This window comes from Streptomyces sp. NPDC019396, assembly GCF_040632375.1.
Classification (GTDB): Bacteria; Actinomycetota; Actinomycetes; order Streptomycetales; family Streptomycetaceae; genus Streptomyces.
Window position 1 is genome coordinate 61,015 of the sequence record NZ_JBEYBS010000003.1, and the last position, 13,799, is coordinate 74,813.

The window sequence follows — 13,799 nt, forward strand, 5'->3', positions numbered from 1 at the left end:
AATCCATGGCCAAAGGAGATACCGGCCAGGGCGCCGGGGCGCGGCAAGCGGCCTGGGAGTTCTTCGGGGCCGAGCTGAAGCGACGGCGGGAGGCCGCGGGGCTGACGCAGAGCGAGCTGGGGCACCGGGTGTTCGTATCCGGTGGCTATATCGGCCAGTTCGAACAGGCGGTTCGAAAGCCGCAGCTGGATGTGGCGGTACGGATCGACGAAGTCCTGCAAACCGATGGTCTTTTCGAGCGTATGTGGCGCAAGCTCATCAGCGATTCGCCGGTCGCCGACTACTTCGCCGCGGCGAGCGAATTGGAAACGCTGGCACGGAAGATCTGCGAGTTCGCACCCACGTTGGTGCCGGGCCTGTTGCAGACCGCCGCGTACGCACGTGCCGTGGTGCTCGCCGGCAACGCATTCGCTTCCGATGACTACGTCGACGAGAAGGTCGCGGGCCGTATGGAACGCGCACGCCTCCTGAACGACCCTGCACGCCCCGTGTACTGGGCCATCCTGCACGAGCACCTGCTGCGGCTGCCGGTGGGCGGCCCAGAGGCCATGGCCGAGCAGCTCGAACACATCCTCGCCCTCGCCCGCTCCAGAAGGATCCTGATCCAGGTGCTCCCGACCTCGGCAGGCGCGTATCCCCTCATGGGACGCATGCTGACGCTCATGGAGTTCGAGGACGCACCGCCAACCGCCTATACAGAGGCCGTGTATTCGGGAAACCTGCTGGACGATCCGGCCTTGGTGAAGCGGGTTCAGGAGACCTACGATCTGCTCAGGGCCGCAGCACTCCCGCCGGATGCGTCCCTGACCCTGATCGAGTCGGCGGCGAAGGACCACAGACAATGCACGAGGACCACCTGACCAACGCCCGCTGGCGCAAGAGCAGCTACAGCGACGACAACGGCGGCAGTTGTCTCGAAGTCCTCGACAACCTCCCCGGCGTCGTCCCCGTCCGCGACAGCAAGGTCCCCGACGGCCCCGTGCTCGTGGTCCCCGCCGCCGCGTGGAGCGCGTTCGTCGGCGGCGTCGTCACCGCAGGCTGAGCTTGCGGCGGACCTCGGCCTCCCGTACGGGGTCGCCGAGGTCCGCGTACACCGCGGCAGCGCGCCTGTAGTGGGCGTCGGCGCCCGCGACGTCGCCCTGGGCCAGCAGGTTGTCGCCGATGGTCTCCATGAGGGATGCGACGCCGGTGCCGTAGCCCGCGTCCTCGAAGACGGCGAGCGCGGCGCGGTGGTGGGCCGCGCCCGCCGCGAAGGCGCCACGGCGTTCTTCGAGTCGGCCCAGTTCGCGCAGCGTCCAGCCCTCGCCCACCGGACGGCCGTGCTGACGGTAGATCGCGAGTGCGGCGCGCAGGGACTGCTCGGCGTAGGCGAGACTGCCGGTCTGGACGTAGGCGGCGCCGAGGTTGCGCTGAGCGTCGGCCGGATAGGCCGGGCTGCCGGTGCGGCGGACGAGCGCGGCGACCGCGGGTTCCAGGCAGATGATGGCCTCGTCGGGGCGGCGGCGGGCCAGGTGGAGTGCGCCGAGGCTGCTGAGGACCTCTGCCTCGCCCATGGCCTGGCCCAGCTCGCGGTAGCCGTTGAGTGCGGTGCGGTACTCACCCAGTGCCTGGTCGTAGCGGCCCGCGTGGCGCAGGGCGTCGCCCAGCAGGCGGCGGGTCTTGATCTGCTCGGGCCGGGTGCCGGTGTGCCGCTGAATGGCACCGGACATCCGCAGATGGTCCACGGCCCGGTCATAGCGGCCCTCGTGCAGATACGCGGCTCCCATGCCGCGCAGCGCGCATGCCGACACGCGCTGCTCGCCGAGGCGGCGGGCCGTGTCCAGGATCGTGGTCCACATGGCGAGGCGCGGTAGCTGGCTCGGCTGGTCCCACAGCCAGCGGTCGGCGGCCAGCGCGAGCCGGAACGCCTCGGCGTGCAGGCCCTCGCGTACGGCGGCGCGTACGAGGAGGGAGACCGTGGCCTGCTGGGCGCTTCCCCAGGCGTGACTGCCGTGCTCGGTCGCGTCCTCGGTGTGGGCGGCGATGAGGCGGGCGAGGACGGCGCGAGGTTCGGTGGGGCCGGTGTCGCGTTCGAGGCGTTCGGCGGCGAAGAGCCGGACCAGGTCATGGAGCTGGTACGCGTCGGGGCCCGTGGAGTCGAGCAGTTGGGTGTCGGTGAGGCGCTCCAGGCCCGCGCGGGCGGCGTAGGGATCGCAGCCCGCGGCGGCTGCGGCGACGCGGACGGAGACACGGGATCCCGGATAGGCGCCGAGGCACCGGAAGAGGGCCCGGTCGGCGGGCTCCAGCGTGTCGTAACCGGCTTCGAAGACGGCGCGTACGGCGAGGTCGTCGAGGTGGAGCTCGTCCAGGCGGTGGCGTTCGTCGGCGAGCCGTGCGGACAGCTCGTGCACGGGCCACCCGGGGCGGGAGCGCAGCCGGGCGGCGGCGATACGGACGGCGAGGGGCAGCAGCCCGCAGGCGCGGACCACATCGAGGGCGGACTCGGGTTCGGCGGCGACACGGTCCTGGCCCGCGACGGCGGCGAGGAGCGCGAGTGCGTCGGTGTCGGTGAGAGTGCCGAGGGCGAGCGGTGCGGCCTCGGGGACGCCGGTGAGGGTGTTGCGGCTGGTGATCAGCGCGAGGCAGCGGTCGCCGCCGGGGAGCAGGGGCCGGACCTGGGCCGCGTCGGCGGCGTCGTCCAGCAGGAACAGGACGCGGCGCCGGGCGGTGCGGCTGCGGAAGCGTGCGGCGAGCACGGCGGGCTCGCCGGACTGCTCCTCGACGGGGGCACCGAGGGCGTCGAGGAGCCGGGCCAGTACGGCGGCGGGGGCGGCCGGGTCGCCCCGGCCCGCGCCGAGATCGGCGTACAGCTGGCCGTCGGGGAAACGCGGACGCAGCTCGTGCGCGAGGCGGATGGCGAGGGTCGATTTGCCGAGGCCGGGGGCTCCGGTGACGGCGATGGCGCGGTGACCGGCGTCCGCCAGGCCGAGCAGCGTGGTCAGTTCGCTGCCGCGTCCGGAGAAGTCGGCTATGGGCGGGGGGAGTTCGGCGAGGTCGGGGAGGGACAGCGAGGTGGGTTCGGCGTCCGGCACCGGGGCGACGCCGGGGCGCTCGGGGCGACGTGCCCGTACGGCGCCGAAGGCCGTGGTGAGGGTCAGCAGGCCGACCAGGGGCCAGGCCAGCGGGGCCAGAGGCGCGACGGTCGCGGGGAGGGTGCCGCCGGTCGCCACGTTGACGGCGACGGCGAGCAGCACGGTGATAAGGCTGGATCCGATGGCCAGCACGACCGTGGCGTAAGTCCCCCGCCGCACAGTCACTACGCCCCCCAGCCGCCGTACGTGTGTACCCATTGTGGCGCACCCAGGTGTGCGCCGGGTCATGTGCCATCGGGGCGCCACCATCACCGGCGGAGGCCCACCGTGCAGGCCCGGGACGAGATCATCGCCTTCCTGGCCGAGCGGCTCGGGACGCGGCAGCGGCAGCCGCGACAGGCCGACGGCGCTCCGCCACCTCACGGGGGTGGGTGGCGGAGCGCCGTCTGTTCAGGACCGGCCGGTCGGGGCTAGTGGGGTGTGGACGCGCCGCCCTTGCCGCTCACCAGGGTCCATTCGCGGTGCAGGCTGCCCAGCGGGATGCGCTTGGTGAAGATCGGCGTACCGAAGATGGACAGCTGGAACTGGAGGTTGCCGTTCAGGTCGAAGCCGCCGTACAGGGCCCAGCTGCCGACCACCGACGCCTTGCCGTCCGACGAGGCGGTGGCGGTGGCCGACGCCTCACCGCGCACGTAGGGCGCGAAGTCGGCGGTGACGCCGACCATTCCGTAGAGGCCGACGGACGCCTCGGCGCCGAGTGCGGCCTTCGCCTGGCCGCTCGCGGTGACCGTGGCCGTGACGGGGGTGCCCTTCACGTCGGAGGTGCTGACCGGGGCCCAGCCCTTGCCGGGCGTGTAGCCGCCGCCGACGCGGAAGTCGCCGCTCACCTTCTGCTGGACGTCCAGGGTGATACGGCCGTCGGCCTCCACCTGGATGTAGCAGGTCAGATCGAGGTTGACGACGACGGGCACGGGACCGACCTGGATCACCGGGTCGGCGTGCAGCTTGGCGAACGGGATGCGCTGCTTGACGCCGCCCGCCGCGCGGCCCTTGAGCTGCCACTGGGCGTCCCAGTCGCCGGTCAGGCCGAGGAAGGCGCCACGCGGAGCGGACTTGCCGGCCCCGCCGTTTCCGCTGCCGTCGTAGGAGAACTCCACCTGCGGGGAGAGCTGGACGAAGCCGGCCACGGACGCCGCGGCGGACACGGGGGCGTCCTTCGCGGTCTCGATGGCGGTGCCTACATCAAGGCGCAGGCTGCCGAGGGGCAGCTTGGCTCCGTTGGGCCCGAAGGTGATGCCGCCGGGCTTGGCCCAGGAGAACTTGACGCCCTTGACGAGGGGTTCGACGTCCATCGTGGACGGGTCGACGGGGACCTCGCCGTCGGCCTTGTCGTCGTCGAGTACCGCGTTGAGGGTGGTCGGCTTGGTGCGGACCCGGGTGCCCTGGGCGGTCTCCGCCTCGACTTCGGTGACCTCGGCGAGCAGTCCGTCCGGGGCCCCGGGCGCGGGGGCGCTGGCGATGATGTCGCCGGTGCGGACGGGGGCTTCGGCGTCCGGGGCGCCGGAGGCGGGTACGGACGGGTCGGCTGAGGGGGTGCCGGTGGTGGGCTCTGTGGTCGGCCTGGGCTCGCTGGTGGGCGAGGAGGGTGTGGAACCGGGAGAGCGCTTCACCGGCTTGGATATGACAGCGCGTCCGGTGCTCTTGTCGTAGGCCGCGATCTTCAGCGCGGTCTTCTTGGCTCCGCTGCCCCTGCTGCCCGCCGCGGCGACGGCCGTGGGCGTGGGGGCGCCGGTGGGCGCGGCGGTGACGTCGAGCTGTTCGGAACCGTTCGCCGCTGCTTCGGCGACGGGGGTGGGACCGGCGCCGGAGCCGGTCTCATGGGACGGAGCGGAGCATGCGCTCGCGGTGAGGGCGAATGTCGTCAGGGCGACAGGGACCAGGAATCTCCTGGTGAGGGCACGCACGGGTGGTCCTCCGGCGAGGGGAGTTGGGGGGTGGCTTCATTACTCTGGAGTAATGACTGGGCCGAAGCATGGCACGCACCCACTGCTTCGTCACAATCGGGGGACGCCAATGCGCTGATGTTCACAAAGAGTTGACAGCCCGCACATCGGCCCCGACAGGGTCACCGTCACCGGCTGCCCCGGCTGACCGCACCGGCCGGGACACCCGCCCCGGTCAGGCTCCCGGGACGACGAGGCCCGACTCGTAGGCGACGACCACCAGTTGGGTGCGGTCCCGGGCGCCGAGCTTGCCCATGATGCGGCTGACATGCGTCTTGGCGGTGAGCGGGCTGAGCCCGAGGCTCTCGGCGATCTCCGTGTTGTTCAGGCCACGGGCCACCAGGGTGAGGACCTGGCGCTCCCGGTCGGAGAGGCCGTCCGGACCGGCCACGGCACGCGGGGCGTCCGGGGTGGCGAGGACCCGGGCGATGAGGCGGGCGGTCGGGCCGGGCGAGAGCAGGGCTTCGCCGGACGCGACCGTTCGGATCGCGGCGAGCAGGTCCGCGGGCCTGATGTCCTTGACGAGGAAGCCGGATGCGCCCGCGCGCAGGGCGTCGATGATGTGCTCGTCGGTGTCGTACGTGGTCAGGACCAGCACCTTGACGCCCGCGAGGTCCTCGTCGGCGGCGATCTCGCGGGTGGCCTCGATACCGTCGAGTTCGGGCATCCGGACATCCATGATGATGACGTCGGCACGCTCGGAGCGGGCCAGCGCGACGGCTTCGCGGCCGGTGGCGGCCTGCGCCACCACCTCCATGTCCGGCGCGGACTCGACCAGCATCGCGAACGAGGCGCGTACGAGGGTCTGGTCGTCCGCGAGCAGCACGCGGATCGCCGTGTCCGCCGTGCCGTGCTCCGTCATACCGCCGGCTCCCCCGTCCCGAGCGGCAGCACCGCCGCGACCTCGAACCCTCCGCATTCGCGCGGTCCGGCCGACAACGTACCCCCGACGCTGCGCGCCCGTTCGCGCATGCCCGCGATACCGAAGCCCGCGCCCGGAGCCGTGTGCTGCGGCGCGCCGTCGTCGGTGACGGTGAGCCGGAGGGCGCCGCCCTCGTCCTCGGCGGCGACGGTGACCCGTACCGGGGTGTTCGCCCCCGCGTGGCGGACGGCGTTCGTCAGGGACTCCTGGACGATGCGGTAGACGGCGGCGCCGGTGGCGGACGCGACGCCGAGCGTCGGCGGGCGTATCTCCAGGTCCGCGCCCGCGGCACGGACCAGCGCGGGCAGCGCGTCCAACCCCGGTAGCGGACCGTCCTGTTGGGTCGGAGCGTCGTCCCGCAGCACCTGGAGCGTGGTGCGCAGCTCCTGGCGGGCGGTGCGGCAGGTCTCCGCGATCTCGTCGAGCGCGACGGCGACGGCCGCGCGGTCGAGACGGTCCGGGTCGGCGGTCAGTACGTGTGAGGCGACCGAGGTCCGTACCCCTATGAGGGTGATGCTGTGCGCGAGGAGGTCGTGCAGATCACGGGCGATCCGCAGCCGCTCCTGCGCGACGCGGCGGGCGGCCTCCTCCTCCCTGGTCCGTTCGGCGCGTTCGGCGCGTCCCACCACGGAGGCGATGTAGCGGCGGTAGATGCGCACATCGACGCCGAAGACCAGCACCGCGAGGGTCCAGCCGGAGGTGCGCAGGGACTCCACCCCCTCGGCGGTGCCTACGAGGAACTTCACCGCCAGGGTGGTGCCGATGACCCCGGCGCCGATCAGCAGGGTGGTCAGAGGCCGTGCGGTGGAGGCCACGGTGTAGAGGGCGAGCACCATCGCCGGGTGCGGCGCGGCGTGGGTGTAACCGGCCGCGTGGTAGGCCGCGGTCGAGGCCAGCACGGCGCCGAGGACGAGAACCGGACGGCTCCGGCGCCAGACCAGGGGCACCGCCCCGGCGCCTAGGAGGAGCCAGCCGAGCAGGTCGGGGGTCTTCCCGTCCCGTACGACGAGGGCGAGGACGGCCGCGACGGCGGCAGTGCCGAGGGCGGCCAGGGCGTCGTTGCGCCGCCGGTGCGGTGTGGTCAGCGGGTCGCGGCTGACGGCGGTGAGCACGCGCTCGCCCATGCGGGGGCGGCGTGCCTCCGCGCCCGCTCCGCCCGGGCCCCGGTCACCGTACCCGCGCACCGCCCGTGCGACGGCCTCCGTCAGTCGTCCCGCCACCCTGTTCGCCCCTCCCTTTGGCCCTTTCAGGGCGATCACCGGCCGATCGTGCTCGGCTCGCCCGCCGGCAACCGATCGGCCGGTGATCGCCACCCTGGCCGTCATTCTTCCCGGGTGCCGCCGCCCCGGCTGAGCGGGCCCGGCCACCACACCCGGCGTCCGAGCAGCAGACTCGCGCTCGTCACCAGATAGGTGCGGACGAGGAACGTGTCCAGCAGCACCCCCGCCGCGACCACAAGCCCCATCCCCACCAGCGCGACCAGCGGAAGGGTCGCCAGGACCGCGAAGGTGGCGGCCAGTACGACGCCCGCCGACGCGATGACGCCCCCGGTGGTGCGCAGCGCGGTGAGCGCCGCTTCCCGCGGCGGGGCCCCGGCGAGGGCCTCCTCACGCATCCGGTGCATCAGGAAGATCCCGTAGTCGACGCCGAGCGCCACGAGGAACACGAAGGACAGCAGCGGCAGTCCGGGGTCCATGCCCGCGAAGCCGAGGACGGGTCCGAAGACCAGCCCGCCGATGCCGAGGGCCGCGCCCCAGACGGCGACGACCGCGGCGATGAGGATCAGCGGGGCGACGAGGCTGCGCAGCAGGGCGATGAGGACCAGCAGGACGGCGGTGAGCACCAGCGGGACGATGACCGCCGTATCGCGGGCGTTGGTGTCCTCCAGGTCCATCTGCTGGGCACTGGGCCCGCCGACATACGCCCCGTCCGGATCCAGGTTCGCGCGCAGGGCCTCGATGGTGTCGTGCTCGCCCGCCGACTCGGGGGCGTCCTCGGCGAACACGTTGAGCTCCGTCCAGCCGTCCGCCGTGCGGCCCTGCTCAGCGGCGGCCACCCCCGGGGTCGTACGGGCCCCGGCGAGCGTGCGGTCCGCGGTGGCGGCCGGGGCGACCACGGTGATGGGCTGGCTGGCCCGGTCGGGATAGGAGGCGGCGAGGGTGCGCATCGCGGAGACGGACTCGGGCCGCTCGGTGAAGCCGTCCTCCTGCTTCAGGCTGCCGGGGAGGTTGAACATGCCGAGCGCGAGCGCCCCCAGCAGCACCGCCCCGCCGGCGAGCACGGCGGCCGGCCGGCGGGCGGCGGCGCCGCCCATCGCGGCGAACAGGCCCCTGCGGCGCCCGGTGGTGGCCGTCGGATCGCTGCCGTAGCGGGGCACCAGGGGCCAGAAGACCCGGCGGCCGAGCAGCACGAGCAGCGCGGGGAGCAGCGTCATCATGGCGGCCAGCGCGCACACCACGCCGACGGCGCCGACCGGTCCGAGGCCGCTGGCGCTGTTGAGATCGGCGGCCAGCAGGCACAGCAGTCCGGCCGCGACCGTGCCCGACGAGGCGAGCACGGCGGGGCCGCAGCCGCGCAGCGCGGCACGCATCGCGTCGTACGGGCTGTGGACGCGCCGGAGTTCGTCGCGGTAGCGGGCCACGAGCAGCAGCGCGTAGTCGGTGCCCGCGCCGAACACGAGCACGGTCATGATGCCCGCGCTCTGACTGCTGACGGTGAGCCCGAGGCCCTGGACGAGCCCGTAGATCAGGGCCTGGCTGGTGACGGCGGCCACGCCGACGACGGCCAGCGGGAGCAGCCACAGGAACGGGCTCCGGTAGGTGAGGATCAGCAGCACCGCGACGACGAGCGCGGTGGCGAGCATCAGGGTGCCGTCGACGGACCCGAAGACCTCCTCCATGTCGCGTTGCAGCGCGCTCGGTCCGCCGACCTGGACGACGAGCCCGTCGCCCCCGCCGACCTTCTCGCGTACGGCGTCGACGAAGGCGTTCCGCGCCTTCTCGTCGTTGCCGGTCTCGGTGGTCGACACCGGGTACATGAGGGTGGTGCCGTCCTTGGACGGAACGCCCCGCGGCGGGGCGGTGAGCGTGTGCGCGGCGGCGATCCGGGCGGTCTGGGCGGCGGCGGTCGCCCGGTCGCCGGCGGTCAGCCCGCCGTCGCGGCGGTAGACGACCACGACCTCGGCTCCGCTGCCACCCGGCAGTTGCTGCTGGATCCTGGCGACGTGGGTGGAGTCGGCGCTGTCCGGAAGGTAGTCCACGACGCCGTCGCGCTTGACGTCCGCGAGCTTCTCCCCGAAGGGCAGCGCGATCGCGGTCAGCGCGATCCAGAGCGCGACGACGGCCCAGGGCAGGGCTCGGCGCCTGCGGCTGCGGCGCGGTGGTGCGGCGACGGGCGGCGGAAGCTGCTGCCCCACGGCCTGCATCGGTGTGACGGGCCCCATGGGCGGGTCTCCCCTTCTCGGCGGGTCCTGGCGGGCACCGGAGTGCCGCACACAAGACTTCCGTGGTGAAGGGAGCGAATCGTCGCGCTCAGGGCGGAGCCGGGCCGTACTGCACGGGGTGGGGGGCGGACGCCGCTACTCCCCGGGGAGTAGCGGCGATACGTCGCCGGGGGTGCGGCCGGGCCCTGTCCTGACGACAGGACCGGGGTTCCGCGACCTGCCGCGCGGGGTGCGGAACACCGCGGATCAGGCCCGCCCTAGGGGGACGGCGTGTGCGCCGCTGCGAGGAGGCGGGCCGTGTCGTCCTCGTTCATCGCCAGCGCGTTGCCCACGGTCGCCAGGACCTCCCGCTCCGCGGGGGTGTACGGCCCGTCCGCGAGTGCGATACGCGCGCCCTGGAGCACGATCGACTCGCGTCCCGCGGACGCCAGATGCGGGGCCAGCGGCTCCAGTGCCTCGTGGAGCTCGATCGCGAGGGCCGCGCCGCACGGCTCCGAGTCGGTGACGAAGCGGCCGGTGTCCGCCGCGAGGTCCTCGATCATCGCCGTGAGCTGCTTCTCCGTGCAGTCGGGGATCCCCGCCGCCCTCACCGCGGCCACCGCGGTCTCGGTGACCGTACGGGACGCGGTGCCGCCTGCCGCCAGGACCGCGAGAGCGACGGTGTGGACCGCGTCGCGGAGCATCGCGGAGAACCGGGCGGTGGTGGGGTGGTCGAGGACGTCCGTGCCGAAGTGGGCCTGGCAGTCGGTGCATTCGACGACGGGGCCCGCCTCGCCGCGCGGTAGCACGGGGATGCCCAGGACGGTGAAGCGGCGGCGGCCTGTGCGGCGCCGGAAGTTGCGGTCGCCCCCGCACTCCGGGCAGAAGAACTCGCCGTCACCGACGGTGGTCCACGAGGTGCGCACGCCGACGACCCGCAGAATGCCCGGGAAGCCCTGAAGAAGAACCATGCCGTTGATGCCCGGTTTGAATTGCGGCACGTCGCACCTCCGTCACGTCCCCCGGGCGGAGCCAGGGGCCGCCCCGCGGCAACAGCGCCGCGTGGACGTGATGTTAGCCACATCCGCGAGTCGGAGTCAGCACCTTGGCGGCAGTTCGCCGGGACATGGCCGAACCCCGCCCACGGAGACGCGGGCGGGGTTCGTGAGGACCGGGAGGCCTACGGGCGGGCTGAAATCAACGGCCCGCGCGGTTCACCGCCGAAATGACCGCCTTCAGCGAGGCGCGCGTGGTGTTGGCGTCGATGCCGATACCCCACAGCACCTTCCCGTCGATCGCGCACTCGATGTATGACGCGGCCTGCGCGGACGCGCCCTCGCTCATCGTGTGCTCCTGGTAGTCCAGGACGCGGGCGTCGACCCCGATGGTGTTCAGCGCGTCGACGAACGCGGAGATCGGGCCGTTTCCGCTGCCGGACAGCACGGTGTCGGCGCCGTCGACGACCGCCTCCACGGTCAGGGTGTCGGTGCCGTCCGTGTCGGACGTGGTCTGGCCGCTGCGCAGCTGGATACGGCCCCAGCGGGCGCCGTCGTCGTCGGGGTGCGGCAGGTACTCGTCCTGGAACACCGACCAGATGTCCGCCGGGGTGACCTCGCCGCCCTCCGCGTCGGTCTTGGCCTGAATGATGCGGGAGAACTCGATCTGCATCCGGCGCGGCAGGTCCAGCTTGTGGTCGTTCTTCAGGACATAGGCGATACCGCCCTTGCCGGACTGCGAGTTGACGCGGATGACGGCCTCGTAGGAGCGGCCCACGTCCTTCGGGTCGATCGGCAGGTACGGGACGGCCCACTCGATGTCGTCGACCGTCTTGCCCTGGGCCGCCGCGTCGGCCTCCATCGCGTCGAAGCCCTTCTTGATGGCGTCCTGGTGGGAGCCCGAGAAGGAGGTGTAGACCAGATCGCCCGCATAGGGGTGGCGGGGGTGGATCTCCATCTGGTTGCAGTACTCGGAGGTGCGGCGGATCTCGTCGATCTGCGAGAAGTCGATCTGCGGGTCGACACCCTGCGAGAACAGGTTCATGCCCAGGGTGACCAGGTCCACGTTCCCGGTCCGCTCACCCTGTCCGAACAGGCAGCCCTCGATACGGTCGGCGCCCGCCATGATCGCCAGCTCGGCGGCGGCCACGGCCGTGCCTCGGTCGTTGTGCGGGTGCACGGACAGGCAGACGTACTCGCGGCGGGTCAGCCGGCGGGACATCCACTCGAAGCGGTCGGCGTGCGTGGACGGGGTGGAACGCTCCACGGTGGCGGGCAGGTTCAGGATGATCTCGCGGCCCGGGCCGGGCTGCCAGACGTCGCAGACGGCCTCGCAGACCTCGAGGGCGAAGTCCAGCTCGGTGTCGGTGAAGATCTCGGGGCTGTACTGGTAGCCGAAGGTGGTCTCGTCGCCCAGCAGCTTCTCCGCGTACTCCGTCACCAGGCGGGTGCCGTCGACCGCGATCTGCCTGATGTCGTCCTTGGAGCCGCGGAAGACGACGCGGCGGAAGGTCGGGGCGGTCGCGTTGTACAGGTGCACGGTGGCGCGCTTGGCGCCGACGATCGACTCGATGGTGCGCTCGATCAGGTCCTCGCGGGCCTGGGTCAGCACGGAGATGGTCACGTCGTCCGGGATCGCGCCCTCTTCGATGATCGAGCGGACGAACGCGAAGTCCGTCTCACCGGATGCCGGGAAACCGACCTCGATCTCCTTGTAGCCCATGCGTACCAGCAGGTCGAACATCTCGCGCTTGCGCGCGGGCGACATGGGGTCGATCAGCGCCTGGTTGCCGTCCCGCAGGTCTGTGGACAGCCAGCGCGGGGCCTTGGTGATCCGCTGCTCGGGCCAGGTGCGGTCCGGGATGTCCACGGCCTCGTAGGAGCCGTACTTGTGGATCGGCATACCGGACGGCTGCTGGGTGTGCGTCGTGCTGGTGATCGGGGTGGGCTTGCCGATCCACTGCGACTGGGACATTGCGTGGGGCTCCTCGAGTCCTGGAGGGCTTGGTGGGTCCCTTGAGGGGGACGGCCGACTGTCGAAACGCAGCACCAGACTCCGCGGGGAGGGGGTCGGCCTACGACTACAGGCCCTCGCCGCGGCAGCTAAGGAGAAGCAGCCCGAAACGCATGATGCGATCGAGAGTAGCGGAGCTTCCGCGGGAGCGGCGGTCCCGTTCCAGTATGCGGGACGACTGATCAGCTAACCGATCGGTAACGGGGAAATGTGACAGACCACTCCATTTTGCTAATCGTCGTCGCAACTCGTGACAGTTCCATGACCCAGTGCCACATTGCCAGACATGGACACCTACTCCTCCACCCGCGCCGGAATGTCCCGGACGCCGGTCTTCTGCGGCATCGTGCCGCCGCACATCCTCGACAAGCTGGCCCGCAGCGAGGACCCGGCGATCTCCGCCGCCGCCCGCCGCACCCTGGTCTCCGACGCCGCCCAGCGCACCGGCCGCCGTCTGACCACGGTCGTCGGCGCCACCGCCCCCACGGTCGAGGCGCCGGCCGGAGAACCGCGCCGCACCATCCACGACGCGGAGCACGGCACCACGCTGCCCGGCACCCAGGTGCGCGACGAGGGCGAGGACCCCGGGCAGGACGCCACGGTGAACCGCGCCTACGCGGGTCTCGGCGCGACCTTCGAGCTGCTGATGTCCGCCTACGGACGGGACTCGATCGACGGCGCGGGACTGCCGCTGGTCGCGACCGTGCACTACGACGAGAACTACGGGAACGCCTTCTGGAACGGCGAGCAGATGGTGTTCGGCGACGGGGACGGGGAGATCTTCCTCGACTTCACCGTGCCGATCGACGTCATCGGCCATGAGCTCGCCCACGGCGTCACCCAGTACACGGCGAACCTCACCTACTTCGGGCAGCCCGGCGCGCTCAACGAGTCGGTGTCCGATGTCCTCGGCTCACTGGTGAAGCAGTACGTCCTCAACCAGACCGCGGACCAGGCCGACTGGCTGATCGGGGCCGGGCTGCTCGCACCGCGGGTGACGGGCGTGGCGCTGCGCTCGATGAAGGAGCCCGGGTCCGCGTACGACGACGACGTGCTGGGCAAGGACCCGCAGCCCGGCACGATGGAGGACTACGTCCGCACCGGCCGGGACAACGGCGGGGTGCACATCAACTCCGGCATCCCCAACCACGCGTTCTACCTGCTGGCCACGCAGCTCGGCGGCAAGGCCTGGGAGCGGGCCGGCCAGATCTGGTACGACGTGCTGACCGGCGGGACCCTGGAGGTCGACGCGTCCTTCACGGACTTCGCGCGGGCCACGGTCGCCGCGGCCGCGGCGCGTTACGGCGAGGGCGCGGAGCACGAGGCGGTGCTGAAGGCCTGGCAGCAGGTCGGTGTGCCCGCAAACTGAACCC

At 72.2% G+C, this 13,799-nt stretch carries 10 protein-coding genes; 3 read left to right on the plus strand and 7 right to left on the minus strand.

Annotated elements, in window-relative coordinates:
- Nucleotides 1–5 precede the first annotated feature (5 nt).
- Both ABZ532_RS04245 and ABZ532_RS04250 read left to right on the plus strand, forming a co-directional pair.
- Complete coding sequence (locus tag ABZ532_RS04245) at nt 6–860, plus strand: helix-turn-helix transcriptional regulator (protein WP_361279505.1); 855 nt, start codon at nt 6–8, stop codon at nt 858–860.
- On the plus strand, nt 842–1,042 hold the full coding sequence (locus tag ABZ532_RS04250; RefSeq protein ID WP_361279507.1) for a DUF397 domain-containing protein: 201 nt from the start codon (nt 842–844) through the stop codon (nt 1,040–1,042). Before ABZ532_RS04245 ends, ABZ532_RS04250 begins: the two co-directional genes overlap by 19 nt.
- Here the strand turns inward: ABZ532_RS04250 and ABZ532_RS04255 are convergent.
- The 7 genes from ABZ532_RS04255 to leuA all read right to left on the minus strand — a co-directional run bounded on the left by ABZ532_RS04255 (nt 1,029) and on the right by leuA (nt 12,387).
- On the minus strand, nt 1,029–3,263 hold the full coding sequence (locus tag ABZ532_RS04255; protein WP_361279508.1) for a tetratricopeptide repeat protein: 2,235 nt from the start codon (nt 3,261–3,263) through the stop codon (nt 1,029–1,031). The genes ABZ532_RS04250 and ABZ532_RS04255 overlap by 14 nt on opposite strands.
- 278 nt (nt 3,264–3,541) lie before the next feature.
- On the minus strand, nt 3,542–5,035 hold the full coding sequence (locus ABZ532_RS04260; RefSeq protein WP_361279509.1) for a hypothetical protein: 1,494 nt from the start codon (nt 5,033–5,035) through the stop codon (nt 3,542–3,544).
- 214 nt (nt 5,036–5,249) lie between these two features.
- Nucleotides 5,250–5,936 (minus strand): response regulator transcription factor, encoded by a 687-nt coding sequence (locus tag ABZ532_RS04265; protein WP_361279510.1) that lies wholly within the window; start codon nt 5,934–5,936, stop codon nt 5,250–5,252.
- A complete protein-coding gene (locus ABZ532_RS04270) occupies nt 5,933–7,120 on the minus strand; it encodes a histidine kinase (protein ID WP_361279746.1) in 1,188 nt (395 codons plus the stop codon). Before ABZ532_RS04270 ends, ABZ532_RS04265 begins: the two co-directional genes overlap by 4 nt.
- A 197-nt stretch (nt 7,121–7,317) precedes the next feature.
- The gene (locus ABZ532_RS04275) at nt 7,318–9,420 is read right to left on the minus strand and encodes an MMPL family transporter (protein WP_361279747.1); all 2,103 of its coding nucleotides are present in this window, start codon (nt 9,418–9,420) and stop codon (nt 7,318–7,320) included.
- Between the two features lie 275 nt (nt 9,421–9,695).
- Entirely contained in the window at nt 9,696–10,388 is a 693-nt protein-coding gene (locus tag ABZ532_RS04280; protein WP_361279748.1) for a TerB family tellurite resistance protein, read from the minus strand.
- 226 nt (nt 10,389–10,614) lie between these two features.
- Complete coding sequence (gene leuA / locus ABZ532_RS04285; RefSeq protein ID WP_361279511.1) at nt 10,615–12,387, minus strand: 2-isopropylmalate synthase; 1,773 nt, start codon at nt 12,385–12,387, stop codon at nt 10,615–10,617.
- Nucleotides 12,388–12,712: 325 nt separating this feature from the next.
- Between leuA and ABZ532_RS04290 the strand changes: the two genes are divergently transcribed.
- Complete coding sequence (locus ABZ532_RS04290; protein WP_361279512.1) at nt 12,713–13,795, plus strand: M4 family metallopeptidase; 1,083 nt, start codon at nt 12,713–12,715, stop codon at nt 13,793–13,795.
- Nucleotides 13,796–13,799: the final 4 nt, after the last annotated feature.